The 23299-nt window shown below is 71.3% G+C and carries 17 protein-coding genes; 10 read left to right on the top strand and 7 right to left on the bottom strand.

Annotation, left to right across the window (positions count from 1 at the left end; translation table 11 throughout):
• Positions 1-202: 202 nt before the first annotated feature.
• Positions 203-1045, top strand: coding sequence for a metallophosphoesterase family protein (locus WMF22_RS27425; protein WP_437292950.1), 843 nt, complete (start codon positions 203-205; stop codon positions 1043-1045).
• Positions 1046-1786 (top strand): 4'-phosphopantetheinyl transferase family protein, encoded by a 741-nt coding sequence (locus tag WMF22_RS27420; RefSeq protein ID WP_437292949.1) that lies wholly within the window; start codon positions 1046-1048, stop codon positions 1784-1786.
• 47 nt (positions 1787-1833) lie between these two features.
• Here the strand turns inward: WMF22_RS27420 and WMF22_RS27415 are convergent, their stop codons facing one another.
• On the bottom strand, positions 1834-3450 hold the full coding sequence (locus WMF22_RS27415; RefSeq protein WP_437292948.1) for a metallophosphoesterase: 1617 nt from the start codon (positions 3448-3450) through the stop codon (positions 1834-1836).
• 276 nt (positions 3451-3726) lie between these two features.
• Here WMF22_RS27415 and WMF22_RS27410 point away from each other — a divergent pair, with 276 nt between their 5' ends.
• The 5 genes from WMF22_RS27410 (at position 3727) to WMF22_RS27390 (ending at position 9833) form a co-directional block, all read left to right on the top strand.
• Entirely contained in the window at positions 3727-4965 is a 1239-nt protein-coding gene (locus WMF22_RS27410; protein ID WP_438031686.1) for a YncE family protein, read from the top strand.
• Positions 4962-5717 (top strand): c-type cytochrome, encoded by a 756-nt coding sequence (locus tag WMF22_RS27405; protein WP_437292946.1) that lies wholly within the window; start codon positions 4962-4964, stop codon positions 5715-5717. Before WMF22_RS27410 ends, WMF22_RS27405 begins: the two co-directional genes overlap by 4 nt.
• Positions 5714-6340 (top strand): endonuclease III domain-containing protein, encoded by a 627-nt coding sequence (locus tag WMF22_RS27400; RefSeq protein ID WP_012237685.1) that lies wholly within the window; start codon positions 5714-5716, stop codon positions 6338-6340. The genes WMF22_RS27405 and WMF22_RS27400 overlap by 4 nt, the downstream gene beginning before the upstream one ends.
• 226 nt (positions 6341-6566) lie before the next feature.
• Complete coding sequence (locus WMF22_RS27395) at positions 6567-7628, top strand: 3-oxoacyl-ACP synthase III family protein (RefSeq protein ID WP_437292944.1); 1062 nt, start codon at positions 6567-6569, stop codon at positions 7626-7628.
• 582 nt (positions 7629-8210) lie between these two features.
• Positions 8211-9833, top strand: a complete 1623-nt coding sequence (locus WMF22_RS27390) for a protein kinase domain-containing protein (protein ID WP_438031685.1) — start codon at positions 8211-8213, stop codon at positions 9831-9833.
• Between the two features lie 241 nt (positions 9834-10074).
• Here the strand turns inward: WMF22_RS27390 and WMF22_RS27385 are convergent, their stop codons facing one another.
• On the bottom strand, positions 10075-10962 hold the full coding sequence (locus tag WMF22_RS27385; RefSeq protein ID WP_438031684.1) for a BON domain-containing protein: 888 nt from the start codon (positions 10960-10962) through the stop codon (positions 10075-10077).
• Positions 10963-11152: 190 nt separating this feature from the next.
• On the opposite strand from WMF22_RS27385, the gene WMF22_RS27380 reads away from it, so the two are divergent.
• Entirely contained in the window at positions 11153-12868 is a 1716-nt protein-coding gene (locus tag WMF22_RS27380; protein WP_437292941.1) for a MutS-related protein, read from the top strand.
• A 49-nt stretch (positions 12869-12917) separates the two neighbouring features.
• Complete coding sequence (locus tag WMF22_RS27375; protein ID WP_437292940.1) at positions 12918-13901, top strand: aldo/keto reductase; 984 nt, start codon at positions 12918-12920, stop codon at positions 13899-13901.
• 28 nt (positions 13902-13929) lie between these two features.
• Here the strand turns inward: WMF22_RS27375 and WMF22_RS27370 are convergent, their stop codons facing one another.
• Both WMF22_RS27370 and argG read right to left on the bottom strand, forming a co-directional pair.
• Positions 13930-14289, bottom strand: a complete 360-nt coding sequence (locus WMF22_RS27370) for a phage holin family protein (RefSeq protein ID WP_437292939.1) — start codon at positions 14287-14289, stop codon at positions 13930-13932.
• Positions 14290-14448: 159 nt separating this feature from the next.
• Entirely contained in the window at positions 14449-15801 is a 1353-nt protein-coding gene (gene argG / locus WMF22_RS27365) for an argininosuccinate synthase (RefSeq protein WP_437274770.1), read from the bottom strand.
• 224 nt (positions 15802-16025) lie between these two features.
• Here argG and WMF22_RS27360 point away from each other — a divergent pair, with 224 nt between their 5' ends.
• On the top strand, positions 16026-16853 hold the full coding sequence (locus WMF22_RS27360; RefSeq protein ID WP_437292938.1) for a GNAT family N-acetyltransferase: 828 nt from the start codon (positions 16026-16028) through the stop codon (positions 16851-16853).
• A gap of 255 nt (positions 16854-17108) precedes the next feature.
• Here the strand turns inward: WMF22_RS27360 and WMF22_RS27355 are convergent, their stop codons facing one another.
• The 3 genes from WMF22_RS27355 to WMF22_RS27345 form a co-directional block, all read right to left on the bottom strand.
• Positions 17109-19322, bottom strand: coding sequence for an anthranilate synthase component I (locus WMF22_RS27355; protein WP_437292937.1), 2214 nt, complete (start codon positions 19320-19322; stop codon positions 17109-17111).
• 30 nt (positions 19323-19352) lie between these two features.
• Positions 19353-21557, bottom strand: a complete 2205-nt coding sequence (locus tag WMF22_RS27350; protein ID WP_438031683.1) for a chorismate-binding protein — start codon at positions 21555-21557, stop codon at positions 19353-19355.
• 97 nt (positions 21558-21654) lie between these two features.
• On the bottom strand, positions 21655-22935 hold the full coding sequence (locus WMF22_RS27345; RefSeq protein WP_438031682.1) for an isochorismate synthase: 1281 nt from the start codon (positions 22933-22935) through the stop codon (positions 21655-21657).
• Positions 22936-23299 lie beyond the last annotated feature (364 nt).

The raw sequence follows: 23299 nt of genomic DNA, 5'->3' as shown, positions 1-23299 counted from the left end.
GATGGCACAAGGATTGGAGCCCTAGTTTAATGCGGCGCGCCAGGAGCCGCGGAACCGGGCCCAAAATGGGGGAGGGCAGTCGCCTTGCCCCGGGGACCGCTCCGCCCGGCGGCGGCGCTCGGCAGTGGACGCCCGTCGTCGGCCGTGGTGTGGGTGGGGGCGGCCGGCTCGCCGGTCCGGCCCCCGGCGGCGCGGTATTCGGATGAAGCTCTTCGCACTCAGCGATCTCCACGTCGGGTATGCGGAGAACCGGTGGGCCATCGAGCGCATGACGCCGCGGCCGAGCGACTGGCTCATCCTCGCCGGTGATCTCGGGGAGACGGAGCAGCACCTCATCTACGTCCTCGAGACCCTGGGTCCGCGGTTCAAGCGGCTCGTGTGGACGCCGGGCAACCACGAGCTCTATACGATGCCGAGTGAGCGCGGCGGCCCGCGCGGCCAGGCCCGGTACGAGCGGCTGGTCGAGCTGTGTCGGAGCCGCGGCGTGCTCACGCCGGAGGACCCCTACGCGATCTGGGACGGCGAGGGCGGACCGCACGTGCTGGCGCCGATGTTCCTGCTCTACGACTACAGCTTCCGGCCGGACGGCGTGCCCGAGCGCGACGCGGTGGCGTGGGCGATGGAGAGCGGCGTCCTCTGCAGCGACGAGGAGCTGCTCGACCCGGCCCCCTACGCGAGCCGGCCCGCGTGGTGCCGGGCCCGCCTCGCCGCGACGGAGGCCCGCCTCGGCGCGATCGAGGGGCGCCCCACGGTGCTCATCAACCACTTCCCGCTGCGCGAAGAGCTCGTGCGGCTGCGGCACATCCCGCGTTTCTCGATCTGGTGCGGGACGCGGCGCACGCACGACTGGCACACGCGGTTCCGCGCGCGGGTGGTCGTGTCAGGGCACCTCCACATCCCCCGCACCGACTGGATCGACGGTGTTCGTTTCGAGGAGGTGTCGTTCGGATACCCGCGCCAGCGGCCCGTCGAGCGCAGCGCCGACAGCTGTCTTCGGGAGATCCTGCCGGGCCCTGCAGGCGCGGCGCCGCCGAGGATGATGTAGATGCTCACGATCGGCCCCGGCGCCGCGCACCTCTGGTACGTCTTCTGCGACTCGGCTCGCGACGAGGCGTTGCTCGAGGCGTACCACCGGCTGATGGCGCCTGACGAGGCGGCGCAGCAGGCGCGCTTCCTGTTCGCCGAGAACCGGCACGAGTACCTGCTCACCCGCGCCCTCGTGCGCACGGTCCTCTCGAAGTACGCGAACGTCGCGCCCGAGGCGTGGTCGTTCGTCCGGAACGAGTTCGGCCGCCCGCAGATCGCCGGACCTCCGGGCGTGCCGCCGATCCGGTTCAACCTGTCGAACACGCGGGGGCTGATCGCCTGCCTGGTCGCGCTGGATCGCGACGTGGGCGTCGACGTCGAGGACACCGAGCGCGCGAGCGGCGCGGTGGACATCGCCGATCGCTTCTTCTCGCCGGGCGAGGTGAGGGCGCTGCGCGCGCTGCCGCCGGAGAGGCAGCGCGCGCGCTTCTTCGAGTACTGGACGCTCAAGGAGTCGTACATCAAGGCGCGCGGGATGGGGCTCGCGATCCCGCTCGATCAGTTCTCGTTCCACCTGGACGATGGCCCTTCGATCGGCATCTCGTTCGATCCTCGGCTCGGCGACGACCGCTCGGCCTGGCAGTTCGCGCTCTACCAGCCCTCGGCGCGGCACACGATGGCCGCCGCGATCCGCAGCGGGGGCGGACCCCCGCTGTCGATCGAGCTGCGGGAGACGGTGCCGCTGCGCGACGGCGGATGAGCGACGGCCGGGGCCGCCCGCGCGAGGCCGGCGCGCGGCGCGCGAGGTCAGTCGGGCCGCGCGATCGAGAGCTCGACGTTGCGCCACGAGGGCTCTCCGCGGCCGTCGTCGCCGAAGCCGGAGGTGACGTCCACGACGGCCCGGCGGCGCCCTTCGGCGGCGATCGGGTCGTCGTCGACGGCGTAGTCGAGGGCGGCGCCCCGGATGGCGAGGAAGCCGTTGTCCTCGTCCCAGATCTCGATGACGCGGACCTGATGGGGGTAGTCGGCGAGCGCTGAGGTCTCGAGCTCCCAGTACGCGTGCCCGCCGGCTGGAGAGACCCGGGTCACCCGGTGCACGTGGGTGTGTCCGGCGAGGTGGAGCAGGACGTTGTCGTAGCCGCCGACGAGCGACTGCCACGCATCGACGTCGATCGCGCCGGGCACGGCGGGGGTGCCCGTCGCGGCGAAGGAGCCGTCCCCGAGCGAGCGCGACGCGTGGTGGGACGTGAGGATGACCCACCTGCGCTCGCGCTTCGCGCGGTCGAGCGCGGGACGGATGAACCGATCGACGTCGTCCTGGAGGATCACGCCGTTCGGCCCGCCCGTCTCGGCGGCCGTATCGAGCACGATGACGCGAAGGGGGGTGTCCTTCATGTCGAACTCGTAGAACGCCTTGCCGTACGCGCGCTCGTCGGGCCCGATCCCGTGCCCGTCGCCGGTCGCCGCGACCCGATCGAGCACCTCGGGGCGGCTCAGGAGCGCTCTCCTCGGGTCGGGGACGACCTCGCCCGTGATCACCGGAGCGCCGGGGAGAGACCAGTCGCGCGTCCCGCCGTCCGACCAGCTCCCCGTCGCGAGCTCGGCGCGCGTGTGCACCGGGAAGTTCCCCTGGTGCAGGACATCGTGGTTGCCGGTCACCCATCGCCAGGGCACGAGCAGCCCCTCGGCGAAGAACGGATCCTTGGGATCGTTGTCGGGGCCTGGCTCGGGATCGTCGTCAGCGCCCGAGTCGCACTCGACGCGCTCGGCGCCGTCGAGGATGGCCGAGAACCACGCGATCTCGTTCGTCTGCGCGCTGTCGGCGTTGTCGCCGCCGAGCAGGACGAAGTCGATCGGCGCGCTGCGATGGAGCGCGTTGATCGTGCGGACGGCGGCGTTGAGGATCCGGCACTCGTGCCCTTCCTGCGGGCGGAACGCCGACGCGAACACGCCGGGCGAGTCGAAGATCGCCAGCCGAGCGGGCGACTCGTCGTCCGCGAGCTGGGTGTCGGCGAGGTGGACGAACCTCGTCAGGAGCGTCGGCCGCTCGCCGCGCGGCGGTGGAGGGGTGTCGTCGAGCGTCGCCGGGGCGAGCGGCTGCCCCGGCCCGCCCTCGAGCTCGCCGTAGCCCTCCGCGAGCATCTGCTCGATCTCCGCCGGGACCGCGGGGTTCCTGTCCGGCGGATCGGCCACCGCGGCGCGCGGCGCCCAGGTGCGAGCGGTCGTCAGCGGCGCGCCGCTGAGCGCTGGCAGCGGGACCGGCGCAGGGAGCGGCGCCGGAGCGATGGACTCCTCCCCGGCGCACGCCGCGAGCGCGAGGGATGCAAGGAAGAAGCGCGCCGCGGGGCGACCTGGGCGCGCTCGCGCGATCCTCCGCCGACCGGGCTCCCATGTTGCGATGCCCACCGCTCGTGTCTGGCTCATCGCTTCCTTACATGACAACACCACAGCGCCCGATCAAGAAATGTTCACTCGAGCGGTAGCGCTGCCGTTGGGGGCCGGCGCCGACCGAGGAAGAGAGAGCGCAGAACGCGCGTAGTACGTCCCACATCGCGCCGCGCGGCGGCGGACGTCGGCCGAGCGTCACGTCGAGGCGTACGAGCGAGCCGAGCCATGGTAGGGCGGAGCCGCCGGCCGGCGCGCCGGCGGCTGCTAGGATGCGGCGCGTCCGAGCCGGAGGCGCTCGTCTCGAGGTCATCTATGGTCATTTCGCGATTCCTGGGTTGCGCGCTCGCGGCGGCGATGCTGGTGAGCTGCAGCGATCCCGAGCCCATCATCGAATACCGCTACAGGGCCTACGAAGGCGACGCGTATCCGGACCGACTCCCCGAGATCACGATTCCGGAGGGCGGGATGGGCCTGGTGAGCGATAGCCTCTCCGATACGATCTCTCTCGTCTCGCTCGCGACCGGGGAGCGGTTCGGCGTCCACCCCGTGGGCCGCGATCCCGTGACGATCGACGGGCCTCACCATGTGGCCGTGGACGCCGAGGGCGGCGCCGTTTACGTCGCGCTGTCGTACCCTGACATCGCCGGCGCGATCGGCCCCCACGCGGTGCACGGCGGGAGCGTGGTGGCGGGCTACGTCCAGAAGCTCGCGCTCGACGATCTGCGCATCCTCGGGCAGGTGCGCGTCGAGGCCAACCCGGGCGATATCGTGATCTCGGAGGACGGCAAGCGCGTGGTCGTCTCTCATTTCGATCTGAAACGCGTGCTCGACAACCCGGGCGACGCCGAGGCGGCGCGCTCGTCCCTCGCGGTGATCGATCCCGAGGAGGTCCTGCTCTCGGGGTCGCCCGAGCCGGAGTTCATCCCGGTCTGCATGGCCGCCCACGGAATCGCCCTCTCGCGCCCGGACGGCGCCCGCGCCTACGTCGCTTGTTACGGTGAGGACGTGCTCGCGATCGTCGACCTGACGGACCCTTCCGCCGAGGTGAAGCGCGTGCCGGTGGGGTCCACCTCCAGCCCGTCGCCCCATGCCAACAACTACGGGCCCTACGCCGCCGTCATGTCGCCCGATGGGAAGACCATCGCCGTGAGCAGCACGGAGAGCAGGGACGTGCGCTTCTTCGACGTCGCGTCGGAGACGTTCGACGATTCCCGGAAGATCCTCACGATCGGCGCGCCCTACTTCCCCGCGTGGACCCCCGACGGGAGCGCCATCTATGTGCCGACCCAGGTGCCCGACACCATCGTGAGGATCGGCGTGACCGCGGACGACGACGGCGTCGTCACCCGGAACATCGCCGACGAATGCATGCGGCCGCACCTCGCGCAGCTCGACGAGGAGCACGGGCTCTTCCTCGTCTGCGAGGGCGACAGGAGCGCGACGCCCGGCAGGGTGCTCCGGCTCGATCCAGAGACGCTGGAGACGCTCAGCGACACGGAGGTGGGCCTCTATCCCGACGGGCTCGTGCGCGTCGCGCCGGAGGCGCCGTGAGGGCGCCCGTCAGCCTTGCGGCCGCGCTCGCGTGCGCGGCGCTCCTCTGCGGCTGTCCGGGTGATCCCGAGACGAAGGTCGTCGACGCGACGGCCGTCGACCACGGCGCGGCGCTCTTCCGGGACCCGTCGATCGCGGAGACGCGCTTCAATCGCTATTCCTGCGCGACGTGCCATGAAGCTGTCGCCGGCGACGCGGGCGACGCCATGCTCCCGGGCGCCCCGCTGGCCGGCGCCGTCGAGCGCCCGCATTACTGGGGCGGGCAAGAGGTCGAGCTCCTCGGCGCGATCAACCATTGCCTCTATTACTTCATGACGAAGGACCTGCCCTGGACGGCGGACGACGACGCCGCGCAGGCGATCTATGCCTACCTGGAGTCGCTGCCCGGCGATGCAGGCGCGGCCGAGGCCGTCCCCTTCACGCCGGTCTACGAGCTGAGCCAGATCCCGGCTGGCGACGCGGCCGCGGGCGGGCGCATCCACGAGCGCGCCTGCGCCTCGTGCCACGGGCGCGCCCATTCGGGGGAAGGCCGGCTCGTGGCGCGGGCGCCGGCGCTGCCCGACAAGACGCTGGAGGAGCACCCGCTCGGCGAGTACACGGAGGCCGACCGGCGGCTGGTCTTCATCGAGAAGGTCCGGCACGGCGGGTTCGTCGGCTACGGCGGGCAGATGCCGCCTTTCTCGCGCGAGGTCCTCTCCGATGAAGAGCTCGGCGATCTGCTCTCGTTCTACGGGCTGCCCTGGCCGCCGTGAAGCGCGCCGAGAAAGCCGCGAGGATCGCCGAGATCCTCGACCGATTGTACCCGGCCCCGCCCATTCCGCTGGCCCACGACGATCCGTATTCGCTGCTCGTCGCGGTGATGCTCAGCGCCCAGACGACGGACAAGATGGTCAACGCGGTGATGCCGGCGCTCCTCGCGCGCGCCCGGACGCCCGCGGCCATGGCGGCGGTGCCCACCGAGGAGATCGCCCAGCTCATCCGGAGGATCGGGTTCGCGCCCACCAAGGCGCGGCACCTGAAGGCGCTGAGCGAGCGGATCGCGACCGAGCACGGCGGCGTCGTCCCCGCCTCGTTCGAGGCCCTGGAGGCCCTCCCGGGGGTCGGTCACAAGACGGCCTCGGTGGTCATGGCGCAGGCCTTCGGCCACCCCGCCTTCCCGGTCGATACCCACATTCACCGGCTCGCGTTCCGCTGGGGGCTGTCGTCCGGAAGGGACGTCGTCGAGACGGAGCGCGACCTGAAGCGCACGTTCCCGCCCGAGCAGTGGAACAAGCTCCACCTGCAGCTCATCTACTTCGGCCGCGAGCACTGCCCGGCGCTGCGCCACGACATGACCGGCTGCCCCATCTGCAGCTGGGCCGCCCGCCGACGATGATCGCGGCGCCCGGCGGCCGCCGACGACGGGGGCGGGTACAACGCCGCCAGAGCGGCTGGCAGGCTATCGAGGCGGCGCGTTTCCGTCAAGCAGGGTGCAACGTCCCGGCGAGCTCATGAGCGTGACCACCGCCCGCCGCGCTGCGGCGCGAGGCGGCCGGGCGCGGTCGTGTGCGGGTGTGCGGTTCCCGGTCGCGGCGCGCCTGCGGTTCAGGTAAGGCACTTCTGTGACAAAGATTGGATTTGAGATCATCGGGACGGGCCACTACGTGCCCGGAGAACCTGTCACCAACGACGACCTCGCGCGGGTGATCACGACCTCCGACGAGTGGATTTACCAGCGCTCCGGTATCCGCCAGCGCCATTACGCGCCGGACGGCGTGGGGGTGAGCGATCTCGCGTGCGAAGCGGCGAAGCGCGCGATCGAGTCGGCGCGCATCGCGCCGTCGGAGATCGATTACATCCTCTTTGCCACGATGACGCCGGACTATATTTTCCCTGGCTCCGGGGCGCTGCTCGGCGCGAAGCTGGGCATTCCGGGCGTCCCCGCGCTCGACATCCGGCAGCAGTGTGCCGCGATGCTGTTCGGCCTCCAGACGATCGACGGGCTGATCCAGACCGGGGCCGCCAAGACCATCCTGTTCGTGGGCGCAGAGGCGCACGCCGGCTTCATGCCCTGGGAGGACTGGGGAGCGCTCGACCCGAAGAATGGCCGCTCCGCGACGCCGGAGGCGCGGGCGCACGCCGACCGCCACCGGAACCTCGCCGTCCTGTTCGGGGACGGGTCGGGGGCGCTCGTCCTCCGCGCGACCGATCGCGACGCGGGCCTGCGCGGCAACAAGATCTGCTCCGATGGACGCTTCGCCGAGCTCCTCTTCGTGCCGGGCGGCGGCTTCCGCTCGCGCCCGTACTGGAAGCCGACGTCGTTCGACGAGGATCTGCATATCCCCCGCATGGATGGCCGCGAGCTCTTCAAGTTCGCGGTGACCAAGCTCCCGGCGACGGCGCGGGAGCTCTGCGCCTCTCAGGGCCTCGCGATCGAGCAGATCGACGTGTTCCTGGCGCACCAGGCGAACGGCCGGATCAACGAGCACATTCGCAAGGACCTCGGCGTGCCCGTCGAGAAGCTCCCGAGCAACATCGATCGATTCGGCAACACGAGCGGCGCCACCGTGCCCATCCTCATCGACGAGGAGATGCGCGCCGGAAGGGTGAAGAAAGGGCAGCTCGCCATGGTGCTCGCGCTCGGGACCGGCGTCCACTGGGGCTGCGCGCTCTGGAAGCTCTGAGCGGCTGAGCGGCGGCGCCTCGCTCGCAGGCGTCACCGTCCTCCTCGTCATCGTCATCGTCATCGAGCCGCGCCGGTTGCGCGTGGCGTATTGCGTCCGGCGCGGAACGTCGCGGAAATTTCGTGCGATCGTGTCGCGACGGATTGCACGTGGCGTATCCCTTGTTACGTTTCCATCAACGCCCGCAGCAGACCCCGTGTTTGCAATGCGATCGACCTTGCGCGGGCGCTACCGGGAAGGGAGTCACCTCAGGGCTCGGCGGCACGGCCCCTTCCCGGCCAGCGGCGAATTGCGCACGAAGCACCCAACGCGCAGCAGGTAACGCGCAGCAGGTAACGCGCAGCAGCCAAAGCGCAGCGCGGGACCTACGTGCGGGGGTGCGGTGTTCGTGAATGCGCGTGTGTGCGTGTGTTTGGATGTCGTCTCTTGCCGCTCTTGCTCATACGATTGTAGGCCATTCACTTCATTGGAGCATGTTTTCCTTGATGGCGAGGACGCAAACTCTTCGCATTGACTCGGACGCACAATTATCGGATTTTGCACACTGAGGTGAGTGTGATCGGAGAACACGGAGCGTCGATCTTGAGAGACACACCGACCCAGCTTGGGCTCGGCCGGTATCGTCCCATCGCGAAGCTCGGCCGCGGCGGGATGGCGGACGTCTTCCTCGCGATGGCTCACGGGCCCGCCTCGGTGAACAAGCTGGTCGTCGTCAAGCGTCTCCGCAGCTCCGGGGACGAGGAGGATCGCCAGGTCCTCATGTTCATGGACGAGGCCAAGCTCTCGGCTCGCATGAACCACCCGAATGTCGTCCAGACCTACGAGGTCGGCAGCGATCGGGACGGCTATTTCATTGTGATGGAGTACCTGGAGGGCCAGCCGCTGAAGCGCGTCATGAAGGCGGCTGTCGAGCGGGAGTCCGGCACGGGCGGGCTCGTCCGCGGCACGTGGATCCGGATCGTGGCCGAGGTGCTGCGCGGGCTCCATTACGCGCATGAGCTCTGCGATTTCGACGGTCGGCCTCTCGGCATCGTGCATCGCGACGTCTCGCCGCACAACATCTTCATCACGTACGACGGCGCGGTGAAGCTCGTGGATTTCGGCGTGGCCAAGGCCGCCGTCAACGCCTCCAGCACCGAGAGCGGGACCTTCAAGGGCAAGCTGACGTATATGGCGCCCGAGCAGGTCACGGCGGGCAAGACGGTGGACCGCCGGGCGGACATCTTCGCGGTCGGCGTCGTGCTCTGGGAGCTCCTCGCCGGGCGGCGGCTGTTCGAGGGCGATCAGATCACCGTGATGCACCAGCTCCTGCTGGGGAAGATACCGCGGCTCTCCACCGTCGTTCCGGGCATCCCCATCGCGCTCGATCAGATCACCGCGAGGGCCCTCGATCGCGAGCCATCGAGGCGCTTCGCGACGGCGCAGGAGATGTGCGATGTGCTCGAGAACTACCTTCAGTGGTCGGGCGAGGACGTCCGCAGCGAGTTCCTCGGCGCCTGCATGCGGGGGATCTTCGCCGAGAGCCGGGCCTCCATACGCCAGCAGATCAAGGCGCAGATCGAGCGGGTGGCCAGCGCGTCGCTGCTGAGCGACGCCTCCAGCCAGGTGACGATGAGCGGCATCGGCGTCGCGATGGCTCCCTCGGGCTCCGGCTCGGGCAGCAGGCTGCCCTATGTCGGGGAGTCCAGCCGGTCGGGCGTCGAGCGCGTGTCGGGCTTCGAGCGGGCGTCGGGCGTCGAGCGGCCCAGGACCCCCGTGAGCGACTCGGTGAGCCTGCGAGCGACAACGTCGGGGCCCGTGTCGGCCTCGAAGCGCGGCTACCTCATCGGCGCGTCCGCCCTGACCGCGCTGGTCGCGCTGGTCGGTGGCGCGGTTCACGTCGCGAACCAGCACGCGCCCGCCCTCGATGCTCCTGCGGCCGTGGTCGCCTCGCGCGGCGCCGAGGCCGGGGAGACCGTCGAGAAGAAGCCCGAGGAGGGCCCCAGGGCGAGCGTGACGATCGCGAGCGATCCGCCCGACGCGACCGTGAGCTGGAAGGGAAAGACGCTCGGCAAGACGCCGCTCAAGACCGAGCTGCCCGTGGGCACGCAGGTCGTCGTCGTCTCGAGGTCCGACTGCTTCGATGAGACGCTCATGCTGGCGCTCTCACCCGCGGAGGCCGTGGAGCGCTCCGTAAAGCTCCGCCCCAAAAACTTCACCCACTAGAGCGGCGGGCACCCGCTTCGGATACGGGCCCACCTCGGCGTTTTCGGTGCTCAGCGCACGGGAGTGCGCTTCCGCGCCGAAAACGCCGATCTGGGCCCGTCTCCTGTGCGGGTGACCGCCGCTCTGCTGCGGCTCGGGATGGGGCAGAGGGGGGGCGGAAGGCGGGTGATCCGGGGGGCATCCGCTCGGCGGCGACCGGGGGCACCGCCTTGACTGCGGCCAGGTCGACGGCCTCAGGGCGTCATGAGCCGTGACGGATGTAGGAGATCACCTTGGTGACGCCATCGGCGTCCATTGCCTCCTTCACCGCCTCGGTCGCCTCCTTCACGCTGGCGACGGTGCCTTGCAGCGTGACCACGCCGTCGCGCACCGTGACGTGCAGCTTCTTCACCGCGTCATGATCGCTCTCCGCGAGCTTGCCGCCGACCGCGTTGCGGAGCGTCTCGTCGGACGGGCGCGCGCCGGTCCGCTTCGCCTCCTTCGTGGCGATGACCGAGCCGTCACGGCCGAAGGTGACCTGATAGTCGTTGTCCTTCGCTGCCTGCGTCCACTCGTCGCGCGTCATCGCGGCGGCATTTCCCTCCTGCTTCTTGGCTCCCTCGGCCTGGCCCTGTTGCGGGGGCTGCGGCGCGGCCTTGTCCTTGGGAGCGGCAGGCGGCGCCGACTGCGGGCGCGCGCCCTGGTCGTCCTTGAGCGCGCCGGTCTGCTCGCCGACCCTGTTCATCTGGTCGCCGACATCGCGGCCCGCCTGGCGCCCGCGCTCGGCGAGCTGCTCGGCCTTCTCGCGCGTCTCCTGGCCGAGCTGCTGGCCCTCCCGGGCGAGCTGCTCTGCCTTGTCACCCGCGCGCCCGGCCTGCTCTCGCGCCTCCTTGCCGAGCTCCTTGCCCTCCTGGGCGAGCTGCTCCGCCTTTTCGCCCACGCGCCCGGCCTGCTCGCGCAGGTCTTTGCCGGGCGTCTGGTCCGGGCCCGGAGGCGGTTCGCCTCTCCTGATCGTCTGGTCACCGGGCTCGCGGACCGCTCCTTCAGCTCTCTCGCTCTCGCTCCTGCAGGCCGTGCCGGCGAGCGCGAGCGCGAGGACGGTTGGGCCGGAGAACCAGCGTATTCTGCTCATCGTGCAGCGATAGCTCATGGTGCATCTCCGGGCGCACACCGAGGCAGACGTCGTGCCAGGAACTCGGTCGTTCCCGGCCGCCCGGGAACAACGGCGCGCCGCGCGTGTCGACGGGGGCATGCCGAGACCCTCCCTGGCCACCGCGCAGCGGCGGCACCGGACACCGGACGAGCGCTCCGGCCCGACGCATCGTAGTAGGCTCGAGGTCGTGAGCGCGGCGCCGCCGGAACCCGTCCTGCCTGACGCCCCGCCAGGACAGCGCTCCGCGCCCGATCTCCTCTCGCACCGGCCGGCGCTCCGGGTCGACGCGCGGGCGGTCAAGGAGTCGCTGGCGTTCGCGTTCGCGGGCGGCGCGCCCGCGGGGGCGTTCGATCGGCACGTCGAGTCGGCCTCGCTGCCCGCGTCGACGTGGGATCCCGCCCGCTTCGCGCAGCACGTCTTCCTGCGCGAGCTCATCGTGGGCTGCCTCCCTTTCACGAGCGAAGGCCGCACGTACATCCCGAGCCCGGCGCTGCTGGGCCGCGCCCTCTCCCAGCCGCCGAGCGATCGCGACACCGTCGAGCTCCGGCGCGCGATCTTCCGGGAGCTCACCGGGTCGGAGGCGCAGCGCCGCGATCTCGAGCGCGCTTACGCGGCGCTGCGCCGCTGGGTGCGCCAGATCGAGACGATCCCCATCTCTCGCGGCGAAGGCAGCCGGCGCCGGCTGGACATCCTCGCCGCCGCCAAGGACGCGTTCGACGCGCTCGCCGGTGGGTTCGCGGGCGCTCGCTCGGGCCTGTCGCGGCTCTCGGCGTTCGGCGCGGCCGTGCGCGAGGGCGAGGGGTACCGCCGCCTCGCGGATCTGCTCGCGTACGACGAGGAGATCGCGACGCTGGACGTCCGGATCCGCGTCGGCTCCGACGGCCATGTCCGCGATCTGCGCGCCCTGTCGATCCGCGAGAACAGCGAGAACCGCTTCCACCAGTCGCCGCTCGGGCGCCTGGTCACGAAGCTCGTGATGCTGTGGAGGGGGTACCGGTTCAGCGACGACGAGCTGCTCGCCCGCCACGTCAACAGCGTGTTCGACGGCATCGAGGACGATCTCGTCGCGCTCGTCCAGCTGCTCGGAGATCTCGAGTTCTACCTCGCCGGCCTCGCGCTGCGCGACCGCGCCCGCGCGGCCGGGCTCTCCGTCTGTCTGCCCGAGCTCGCCTCGCCGGGCTCGTCGGGCGGCGCGCACGGCGCGCGCGGCGGGAGCCCTGGGCGCGAGCTCAAGGGGCTGTTCAACCCGCTGCTCCTGGCGAGCTCGGCGAGCACGGTCCCGTGCGACATCGCGACCGATCACCACGACGCGACCGTCATCGTGACCGGGCCGAACTCGGGGGGGAAGACCCGGCTGCTCGAGGCGCTCTCGCTGGCCCAGATGATGGGGCAGGCGGGCTTCTTCGTGCCGGCCGCGGAGGCGCGCCTCTCGCCGTGCCACGGGCTCTTCGTGTCGCTGATCGAGCAGGCGCAGGCCGATCAGAGCGAGGGCCGCCTCGGGATGGAGCTGCTCCGCATCAGGTCGCTGTTCGAGGCGATGCAGGTCGGCGACATGGTGGTGCTCGACGAGCTCTGCTCGGGCACGAACCCGTCGGAGGGCGAGGAGATCTTCCAGCTCGTGATCTCGCTCCTCTCGGAGCTCCGCCCTCAGGCCTTCATCACGACGCACTTCCTCGAGCTCGCGGCGCGGCTCGAGCGGGAGCGGCCGGTCGATCGGCTCGTGTTCCTGCAGGTCGAGCTCGACGCGCAGCAGTGGCCGACATACCAGTTCGTCGACGGGGTGGCCCGGACCTCGCTCGCGCACCGGACGGCGGCGCGGCTCGGGGTCACGCGCGAGGAGCTCGTCGCGCTCGTCGAGCGCAGCAAGCGCGCGCACCGCCGCCGCGGGGCCGAGCCCGCCTGAGCGCGGCCACGCTCGCCGTGGCGGGGGAAATCTGGTTGTATGCGCCGCCATGGAGTATCGATCTCTTGGCAGGACGGGCTTCCGCGTCTCCTCGGTGAGCTTCGGGGCCTGGGCGATCGGGGGCACCTGGGGCGACGTCGACGACAAGGAGTCGCTCGCGGCGTTGCACCGGGCCGTCGATCGAGGCGTGAATTTCTTCGACACCGCGGACGTGTACGGGGACGGCCGGAGCGAGCGGCTGCTCGCGCGGCTCAGGCGCGAGCGGCGCGAGGAGATCGTCGTCGCGACGAAGGCGGGCCGGCGCCTGAGCCCGCACACGGCGGCAGGCTACACCGAGGGGAACCTCACGGCCTTCATCGAGCGCAGCCTGAAGAACCTCGAGACGGACGCGCTCGACCTCGTCCAGCTGCACTGCCCGCCGACGGACGTCTACTACCGGCCCGAGGTGTTCGACGCCCTCGATGGGCTCGTGAAGGCAGGCAAGATCCGGTTTTACGGCGTCAGCGTCGAGCGGGTGGAAGAGGCGCTCAAGGCCATCGAGTACCCCGGCGTGCAGTCGGTGCAGATCATCTACAACGTCCTCCGGCAGCGCCCGGCCGAGCTCTTCTTCCCCGAGGCGAAGCGCCGGCAGGTCGGGGTCCTGGCGCGACTGCCGCTCTCCTCGGGGCTGCTCACCGGGAAGATGAGCGCGGCGACCCGGTTCGCGGCCGACGATCACCGCAATTTCAACCGCGAGGGCGCCGCGTTCGACAAGGGCGAGACGTTCTCGGGCGTCGACTACAACCTGGGCCTCGAGGTCGTCGACGAGCTCCGCCCGCTCGTGCCCGCCGGCGTGAGCATGGGCGCGTGGACGATGCGCTGGATCCTGATGCAGGACGCGGTGACGTGCGTGATCCCCGGCGCGAAGCGGCCCGAGCAGGTGGACGAGAACGCGAGCGCGGCGGACCTTCTGCCCGTGCCAGAGGAGACGATGGCGAAGATCCGCGAGATCTACGACCGGCGGCTCCGGCCTCGGGTTCACCAGCTCTGGTAGACGCCGCCCGGGCGAGGGCTGCGAAGGCTCACAAGATGCGCGGCAACAGCCATCCTGCGAACGAGATGAGGGCCGCCGTGCCGAAGAGCGGCCCTAGCCCCCGGATCTCGAAATCGTCGATGAGCTTGTCGGTGACGTAGATCAGCACCGAGTTCACGACGAGGCCGAAGAAGAGATACGCAAGGCCCAGCGTGAGGATGGCGGCGGGCAGGAGCGCCACCGCGACCAGGAACTTCACGAGCCAGCCGAGCAGCAGGTTGAGGACGGTGAACACGGCGGCGACGACGAGCGCCGTCTGGGTCTTTCGGATCCGCACGCCGGGCAGGATCTTCGTTCCGACGAGGACCGCGAGGCCCGCGGCGAGTGCCTGGATGATGAGCGCCTTCATGACCACCTCCCTGGGCCGGCACCGCTCGGGCGGGCCGGCGTTCGCACCTTCCTCGTGACCCAGGCAGGTGCCGGGCGCAACCTCGTCCGGCGCGGCGCGGCGCGGCGTGAGCGGAGCCGGGGCGCGGCCTCCGCTCAGCCTCAGCGGCGCCGCCCCGGCTCATTCCTTCGGCTTGTCGCCGCCGAGCAGCTCGCCGATGGCGGGGGCGCCGCCCGGGCCGAGGGCCTGCGTGCTCTCGATGAGGTGGATCAGGAACTGGCGGTTGTCCGTCACCGAGAGGTTCTGGAGCTCGAGCGCGCCGATGCGGTCCTCGGGGGTGAAATAGGCCTCCTCGACCTTCTCCATCGAGAGCTTGTGCGGCGCATAGGCCATGTAGTCGGCGCGCGTGTTCAAGATGTTGTAGTCGTCGCCGCGGCGCAGCTCGAGCGTCACCTCGCCGGTCACGCCGGGGGCGATCCAGCGCGAGAGCGCGTCCTTCAGCATCATGGCCTCGGGGTCGTACCACTTGCCCTCGTAGAGCAGACGCCCGAGGCGCCTGCCCTGGGTGAAGTACACGTCGAGGGTGTTCTCGTTGTGAATGGCGGACAGGAGCCGCTCGTAGACGGCGTGGAGCAGGGCCATGCCCGGCGCCTCGTAGATGCCGCGGCTCTTCGCGTCGATCACCCGGTTCTCGATCTGGTCGCTCATGCCGAGCCCGTGGCGCCCGCCGATCCGGTTGCACTCGACGAACAGCTCGAACAGGGAGCCGAAGCGCTTGCCGTTGATCGTCGTCGGGACGCCGCGCTCGAACCCGAGGGTCACCGTCTCGGCCTCGATGGCGACCTCCGGCCGGAAGGAGGCGACGCCCATGATGGGCTGGACGATCTTGATGCCGGTGTTCAGGTGCTCGAGGTCCTTCGCCTCGTGCGTCGCGCCGAGCACGTTGGCGTCGGTGCTGTACGCCTTCTCCGTCCCCATGCGGTAGGGCAGCCCGTGGCGCTCGAGGTACTCGCTCATCTCCTTGCGCCCGCCGAGCTCTCCCACGAACCTCGGATCGAGCCAGGGCTTGTAGATCTTGAGCGAGGGGTCGACGAAGATGCCGTAACGGTAGAACCGCTGGATGTCGTTGCCCTTGTGCGTGCTGCCGTCGCCGAAGACGTGGACGTCGTCGTCGCGCATCGCGCGGACGATCGCGGTCGTGGTCACCGCGCGGCCGAGCGGCGTGGTGTTGAAGTACTTCTTGCCGCCCGTCGAGAGGTGGAAGGCGCCGCACTGGATGGCGAGGATGCCCTCGCGGACGAGCGCCTCGCGACAGTCCACCAGCTTCGCGGAGACCGCGCCGTGCTGCAGGGCGATCGGCGGGATGTCGCCGGGGGAGTCCTCGTCCGGCTGCGCCAGATCGGCGGTGTACGCGTGCACCTTGAGCCCGTTGCGCGAGAGCCACGCCACCGCGCAGCGCGTGTCGAGGCCGCCCGAGAACGCGATGCCGAGGTGGGTGCCCGCCGGGGGGAGTGAACGGAAGATCCTGCTCATGGCGGCGCAGCATAATCGCAACGCCCGCGAGCGCGCGAGCGGAGATCGCGGGGCGGCGGAGGCGCCTGACGGCGCGTGTGCGCGACGTCAGAGGCTCCGTCCGCTCCGCCGGGGCGGCGCTGCCGCGCGCTGGCTTGCACGAAACGGCGCAGACCGGGCCTCATCGGACTAGGATGGAGGACACCGTGTCGCGCGAGCCCTGCTCGCAAACGAGGTGCACGTCCATGCCGAAGCTGTCGTACGCCGAGATCGCCCGGATCGAGGAGCGCCGGCTGGCGGTCAGCATCGCCGCCGTGGTCGCCTGCGCGGAGCCCATCGCGGGCGGGTGGATGGCCTTTGATGGAGAGGGCTCCTGGGGAAACTTCGCTGTCGGGCTCGGGCTCGATGGGCCTGTCTCCGGCGAGGATCTCGATCACCTCGTGGCGTTCTACGCGGCGCGCGGCGCGGAGCCGCAGATACAGGTCTGCCCCTTCGCGCACGGATCGCTGGTGCGCGGCCTCGCCGAACGAGGGTTCGTGCTGCGCGAGTTCGAGAACGTGCTGGCGCGCGAGCTCGCGCCGGACGAGGACCTCCGCGCGCTGGCGTCGTATGGTGGCCCCGGGGAGCTGGAGATCGTGCGCATCGATCCGGGCGACGAGGCGCAGGTCCGGGTGTTCATCGAGATCGCGACGAGCGGCTTCCGGCCCGCGGACGCGCCGATCTCGCCGGTGCTCTTCGAGATCACGCGCCGCGTGGTCGCGCACCCCGGATGCGACTCGTACCTGGCGCTCGTGAACGGCGAGCCCGCCGGCGGCGGCAGCGTGGAGATCTCCGGCGAGGGCGCCGCGCTCTTCGGCGCCTCGGTGCTCCCCCGGTTTCGCGAGCGCGGCGTCCAGCAGGCGCTCATCGCCCGCCGCCTGGAGCGGGTGCGCGAGCAGGGTCGCCTGCTGGCGTGCATCAGCGCGAGCCCCGGTATCCCCACGGAGCGCAACGCGATGCGGCTCGGCTTCTTCATGGCGTACAGCAAGGGGATCTTCACGCGGCGGACCGAGAGCCCAGAGACGCCTGCCTGAGCCGCTCCCGGGCGCCCCGGGCCTCGTCGGCGGCGGCGCACAGTTCGCACATTTCAGGTGTGCAGCGCTGCTCGTGCAGAACCGAAATGAACGCCCAGGACATCCATGCGAAATGCCCGACCCTGACGGAAGTGCGCCATGGCACGCCTCATGCTGATATTCTGGTTCAGCGCCGCTGGCGTGGCCTTTCCCCCCCCGAGGCCCCGGCGGCGCTTTTTCATTTCGCCGCCAGCGCCCCGCTTCACCGATCGACCGTCACCGCCCGCCGCTCCGCTGCAGCTCGGTGACCGCGTTCCTCACGAGCCGGAGCCCCACGTTGTCGTCCTGCGACAGGATCGACTCCGGATGGAACTGGACGGCCGCGACGGGCAGCTCCGTGTGCTCGATCGCCATCACGACTCCATCCTCGGTCTCGGCCGTGATCTTCAGCGACGCGGGGAGCGCGTCGCGCAACGCGTAGAGCGAGTGGTAGCGACCCGCGCGGAACTCGCGCGGCAGCCCCTCGAAGAGGCGCCCGCCGAGCACGCGCACCTGCGAGGCCTTGCCGTGCATCGGGTAGTCGAGGACGCCGAGCTTGCCGCCGAAGTGCTCGACCATCCCCTGCAGGCCGAGGCAGACGCCGAAGACGGGTAGCCGGCGCTGGAGCAGCGCCGCGAGCGTGCCCGAGAGATCGAAATCGCTCGGCGTGCCGGGGCCGGGCGAGAGCACAACGAGGTCGGGAGCGTAGGCGTCGAGCTCCTCGTGAGGGAAGCCGGCGCGGAGCGTCATCACCTCGGCGCCCGTCTGCCGGAGGTAGTTGGCCAGCGTGTGCACGAAGGAGTCCTGGTGATCCACGAGGAGGACCTTGCGCGTGCCGCCAGGCACCGGGTGGATGGCCGCCGGGGGCGGCGTGGCGATGCCGCGAGGCCTCCGGATCGCGTCGAGGAGCGCCGACGCCTTCACCTGGGTCTCGCGCTCCTCCTCGTCGGGATCGGAGTCGAAGAGCAGCGTCGCGCCGACCCGGACCTGGGCCACGCCGTCCTTGACCCGGATCGTGCGCAGCGTGAGCCCCGTGTTCATGCTGCCGTCGAAGCCGACGATGCCGACCGCCGCCCCGTACCAGGCGCGCGGCGAGCGCTCGTGATCCTCGATGAACTGCATGGCCCAGGCCTTCGGCGCCCCCGTGACCGTGACCGCCCACGTGTGCGCCAGGAACGCGTCGAGCGCGTCGAAGCCGTCGCGCAGGCGGCCCTCGATGTGATCGACCGTGTGGATCAGCCGCGAGTACATCTCGATCTGCCGGCGCCCGATCACCCGGACGCTCCCCGGGACGCAGATGCGGGACTTGTCGTTGCGATCGACGTCGGTGCACATCGTGAGCTCCGACTCGTCCTTCGCGGACGCGAGCAGGCGCGCGATCTGCGCGGCGTCGGCGAGCGGGTCGCTGCCGCGCGGGATCGTGCCCGAGATGGGGCAGGTCTCGACGCGATTGCCCTCGACGCGGACGTACATCTCCGGCGAGGCGCCGATCAGGTACTCGGCGTTGCCGAGGTTCATCAAAAAGCCGTAGGGCGCCGGGTTGCGCTCGCGCAGGCGGTAGAACAGCTCGGTGGGCGCGACCGGGCACGGCTCGTAGAGCGTCTGCCCCGGGACGACCTCGAAGAGATCGCCCCGCTTGAAGGACTCGCGCGCCACCCGGACGAGCTCGGCGTACTCGCCCGGCGCGTACTCGTTCTGGGGCGCGCGGTCGGCGCCGACGTAGGCGTGCGTCGCGCCCTCGCGCGGCAGCCCTTCGGTCGAGCGATCGCCGAACTTCAGCTCGTAGCGCGTGCGCGTCGCGCGCTCGCGGCGGTGGTCGACGGCGACGATCTCGTCGGGGAGGTAGAGGACGAGATCCCGCTGATCCGCCGGGCGCTCCAGGCGGAGGCGGATGGGCTCGAACTGGAAGGCGAGATCGTACGCGAACGCGCCGTAGAGCCCGAAGAGCGGGTCGCCGGGGACCCCGAAGAGCTCGATGAGCCGGCGCAGCACCGAGAAGATGGACGGCTGCCGGCTGCGCAGCTCCTCCGGCACCCGCTCGCCCGGCGGCCGGACCGCGCCGACCACCTCGTCGCCGCGCCGCTCGAGGGCCGCGACCGCGTCGAGATCACGGAGGGCCTCGTCGATGGCCGGCAGCAGCACGCGCCCGCGCTCGTTCAGCGCGGTGAACCGGAAGTCGCGGCCCCGGGAGACGAGCACGAGCGGCGGATCGACGAAGCCGATGTCCCAGCGCGTGTACCGGCCCGGGACCTCGTAGCTGGACGCCAGGACCACGCCGAGGTGGCTGTCGAGCGCCTCGACGATGGGCTGGATGGCGCCGTCGACGGCGAGGTCCTCGACCGTCCGCCGCACCGCGACGCCCCTCCGCGTAATGTTGCTCTCTCGTTTCACGACCGCGTCTCCTTCTGTGCGATGAGTATACGCGGTGCGGCATGCGCGCCGTACCGGCATCTTGCCGCGTGCACGTCTGCGTCGGGCGCGTCATCCGCGCAGCGCGCTCGTCGCGCGCACTTCTTGCGCGGACGCCCGGCCTCCGTCCGCGGCTCGCTCCGCGAGGTAGATGGCGCGGAGCAGGGGGAAGCTCTTGACGAGGACCTCCTCGTACTCGGCCTCCGCGCTCGACTCCGCGACCACCGCGCCGCCGCTGCCGAAGCTGAGCGCCCGGCCGTCGGCGATGAGGGTCCGTATGGCGATGTTCATGTCCATGGGGCCCTCGTACGCGAGGTACCCGATCGAGCCCGTGTACACGCCCCGCGTGCGCCGCTCCAGCGCGTCGATGATCGAGATCGTCCGATGCTTCGGCGCGCCGGTGATGGACCCGCCGGGGAAGCACGCCTCGAGCGCGTCGAGCGCGCCCTTCCCCTCGCGCAGCGCGCCCGTGACCACCGAGGAGAGCTGGAGCAGGGTCGCGTGCTCCGTGATCCGCTGGAGCGCCTCGACGTCGATCGAGCCCATGGCGCAGACGCGGCTGAGGTCGTTGCGGACGAGGTCGGTGATCATGAGGAGCTCGGAGCGGTCCTTGTCGCTGGTCGCGAGATCGCGGCGCAGGGCCAGGGTCTCTTCCTCGGTGGCGCCCTTCGGTCGCGTCCCCTTGATGGGCTCGCTGCGCACCCGCCGCTCCCGGTCGACCGCCAGGAACCGCTCCGGCGACGACGAGAGCACCGCGCCCTCCGGCATCCTGAGGAACGCCGAGAACTGCGCGGGGTTCGTGCGGCGCAGGACGCGGTAGAGGGCGAACGGATCGAGCGAGGTCCGCACGTGGAACTCGTTCGTGAGGCACACCTCGTACGTCTCGCCCTCGCGGATCTCGCGGAGGATGGCCTCGATGGCGTCGAGGTGCTCCCGTCGCGACAGGCGCGGCGCGTGCGCGATCCGGTCGGCGAAGCCCTCCGGGACGGGCGGCAGGAGCGGCTCCGAGAGCGCCGGGAGGCCCTGGAGGCGCGCCGCGATCTCGTCCAGCCACGGTCCGGACGGGGGCGACGCAGGCTCCTCGGCGTCGAGCGCGTCGATCGCGTCGAGCGCGTCGAGCGCGTCGATCGCGCACGCGTACACCGCGCGCTCGACGTGGTCGAAGGCCAGGATCCGCCGCGCGATCATCATCGCGCTGTCCGGGAGCGCGCGGCGCGGGTGAGCGGACGCGCCGAAGCCGAGGTGCTCCTTGAGCTCGTAGCCGAGGTAGCCCACGAGGCCACCGGTGAAGTGGAAGGGCAGGCCGCTCGGATCGAGCGATATCGAGGCGAGCTCCCGCCGGAGCGCGACGAACGGGCTCCCCTCGGACGTGGTCGAGGTGAGGGCGTCCCCGGGGCCGCCGGCGCTCCACCGCGTCACGGCGGCGCCGCGGCTCTCGATCGCCTCGGTCGCGCTCCCCATGAACGAGAAGCGCCCGTCCCGGCCGGTCGCGCTCGAGTCGAGCCAGAACGCGTAAGGGGCCGCGGCGAAGAGCCCGGCGAAGGCCCGCTCGGGATCGACCCACGGGAGCCGGAGGTGACGCACGCGCCCGCGTCGCCGCGCGCCCGGCGCGCAACCGCCCGGCGCGCCTGCGGAGAGGCCCGGCGCGCGCGCGATCCGGCGGAGCGCCGCGCCCCTCCGGTCGCGCGGCGTGTTCATGGCGATATTCCTGAAGTTGCTGATGATCCTCTTGCCGTGCTCGGTGCCGATCGACTCGGGGTGAAACTGCACGCCGTAGAACGGCCGGTCCTTGATCTTCAGGGCCATGATGAGCCCGTCGCCGCGCGTGCGCGCGGTCACCTGGATCTCCGCCGGCAGCTCGCCGTCGCCGACGATGAGCGAGTGGTAGCGCACCACCTGGAACGGGCTGGGCACGCCCTCGAAGAGCCCGGCGCCGTCGTGCTCGATCTCCACGATCTTGCCGTGCATGACCCGCGGGGCGTGCTGGACGCGCCCGCCGAAGCGCGCGGCGAGCCCCTGGTGGCCAAGGCAGACGCCGAGGATTGGCGTCCCGGCGAGGGCCTCGATCACCTCGGCGCAGACGCCGAAATCGGCCCGTCGCTCCGGGCGGCCGGGGCCGGGCGAGATGACGATGCTGTCGAGCTCCAGGCCCTCGATCTCGGCGAGCGAGAGGCTGTCGTTCTTGACGATGATCGGCTCCTCGCCGCTCACCTCCCAGAGGTACTGCCCGAGGATGTGGGTGTACGAGTCGTAGTTGTCGATGAGGAGTGTCTTCACGGCGAAGCTCGCCTCGGGGCCCGCATCGAGGCGGTCGATGCAGGCGAGCCGGCGCGGATCCCGGCTCGGGTGAGGCGCCCCGGCGGCGGGCGCGGCATCAGGGGCGGATGATGGCCGCGAGCATGGCCTGGAGCTTGAGCTGCGTCTCGACCAGCTCGGCCTCCGGGTTCGAGCCCGCGACGACCCCGACGCCCGCGACCATCCGCGCGCGCGCGCCGTCGACCGTGGCGCTGCGGATGCCGATGAACCAGTCGCCGTCGCCGCGGGCGTCGACCCAGCCCACGAGCCCCGCGTAGAGCCCGCGCCGGATGCCCTCGTGCGCGCCCAGCCAGGCCTCCGCCGCCTCGCGCGGCGTGCCGCACACGGCGGGCGTCGGGTGGAGCCGCGCGGCGAGCGTGAGGGCGTCCGGCGCCGCCTCCGCGAGCTGGCCGTGGATCGGGGTGCCGAGGTGCATCACGTTGCGCAGGCTCAGGATCGACGGCTCGCTGGGGACCTCGAGCGACGCGCACTCGGGCGCGAGCGCGGCGGCCACGGCGTCGACCACGAAGCGGTGCTCGCGCTGGTCCTTGGCCGAGCGCCGCAGGACCTCGGCGAACCGGCGGTCGGCGTCGACGTCGGCGGAGACCGCGTAGGTGCCGGCGAGCGGGTGCGAGGAGACGGCGCGCCCGCGGCGCGAGAGCAGGAGCTCGGGGCTCGCGCCGAGGAAGCCGTCGACGTGGAAGATCGCGCACGAGGGGTAGAGCGCGGTCAGGCGGCGCAGGACCTCCTCGACGACGATGGGGCGGTTCGCCTCGACGTCGACCGCGCGGGCCAGCACGACCTTGGAGAGGGCCCCCTGCTGGATGTCGGCCACCGCGCGCGCGACGCGCCCGCACCACTCCTCGTGCGGGAGCGCCGAGCGGAGCGTGAAGCTGTCGGGCGAGCGCCGGTGGCCCTCGGCCCGCTCCAGGTGCGGCGCCGGGGCGGCGCCCTCGCCGATGGTCGTGACCCACGCGGTCCCGTCGGGGGCCGCGCCGACGATCTGGGCCGGCACGACGAGCGCGGCCGGCTCGGTCCGGTCGAACGGCAGGGCGCCGAGCGCCACCGGGCCGCAGCCCGGGCGTCCCACGGCGTCGGCGGCCTCGATCGACGCGAGCGCCTCCTTGATCCACCCCACGCCGCCCTCGATGCCGTGCGGCAGCTCCAGGCGGGCGGCGACCCCGTGCGCGACCAGCTGGGTGCCCGGGTGCAGCCAGACGCGCGCGCCGTCTCCCATGAGCGACGAGACGCCGCCGGGCAGCTTCGCGAGCATGTCGGCGTCGAGCCGGAAGGTGCGGGCGACGAGCCGCGCCGCCTGGCGGGGGGCGTCGGCCGAGGAGGAGAACGTCAGGGGAGTCATGCACCGCCGTGCGCAGGCCGGTTCGGGCTCGTCCTGCTCGGCAGGACCAGCCTGGAGCCAGCAGGCCACGAGCCCGCGGCACCGTGCCGGATCGCGAGCGCCGGCCACGCAGCATCGGCTCTACCGCCTCCGGAAAGGCTCCGCAAGCGCAAAGCAGCCCACGTTCGGGGCGCGTGCGACGCGCGCCTACCGCTGAATTGCCGCTGAAATTGCGCTTCGAGGCGAGGTGGTGGCGTCGGCGCGCGCACACGCACGTATTGCGCGCGTTGCGTCCGCGCGACGCAGGCGCATCGCGTTTCGTCTCACCTCATCTCGCCGCCAGCGCGCGTCGTGTCGCGTCTCGCGGCCAGCGCTGCTGTCTCGT

The sequence above is a fragment of the Sorangium sp. So ce204 genome (genome assembly GCF_051526795.1).
Lineage (GTDB): Bacteria > Myxococcota_A > Polyangia > Polyangiales > Polyangiaceae > Sorangium > Sorangium cellulosum_B.
This window is presented reverse-complemented; position numbering and strand designations above follow the sequence as displayed.

Bases quoted from the DNA above. Each gene is read 5' to 3' on its own strand.
- WMF22_RS27370 (WP_437292939.1), bottom strand. From the start codon at position 14,289: ATGAAGGCGCTCATCATCCAGGCACTCGCCGCGGGCCTCGCGGTCCTC.
- WMF22_RS27420 (WP_437292949.1), top strand. From the start codon at position 1,046: ATGCTCACGATCGGCCCCGGCGCCGCGCACCTCTGGTACGTCTTCTGC.
- WMF22_RS27410 (WP_438031686.1), top strand. From the start codon at position 3,727: ATGGTCATTTCGCGATTCCTGGGTTGCGCGCTCGCGGCGGCGATGCTG.
- WMF22_RS27415 (WP_437292948.1), bottom strand. From the start codon at position 3,450: ATGAGCCAGACACGAGCGGTGGGCATCGCAACATGGGAGCCCGGTCGG.
- WMF22_RS27345 (WP_438031682.1), bottom strand. From the start codon at position 22,935: ATGACTCCCCTGACGTTCTCCTCCTCGGCCGACGCCCCCCGCCAGGCG.
- WMF22_RS27360 (WP_437292938.1), top strand. From the start codon at position 16,026: ATGCCGAAGCTGTCGTACGCCGAGATCGCCCGGATCGAGGAGCGCCGG.
- WMF22_RS27355 (WP_437292937.1), bottom strand. From the start codon at position 19,322: ATGCCGGTACGGCGCGCATGCCGCACCGCGTATACTCATCGCACAGAA.
- WMF22_RS27425 (WP_437292950.1), top strand. From the start codon at position 203: ATGAAGCTCTTCGCACTCAGCGATCTCCACGTCGGGTATGCGGAGAAC.
- WMF22_RS27385 (WP_438031684.1), bottom strand. From the start codon at position 10,962: ATGAGCTATCGCTGCACGATGAGCAGAATACGCTGGTTCTCCGGCCCA.
- WMF22_RS27375 (WP_437292940.1), top strand. From the start codon at position 12,918: ATGGAGTATCGATCTCTTGGCAGGACGGGCTTCCGCGTCTCCTCGGTG.
- argG (WP_437274770.1), bottom strand. From the start codon at position 15,801: ATGAGCAGGATCTTCCGTTCACTCCCCCCGGCGGGCACCCACCTCGGC.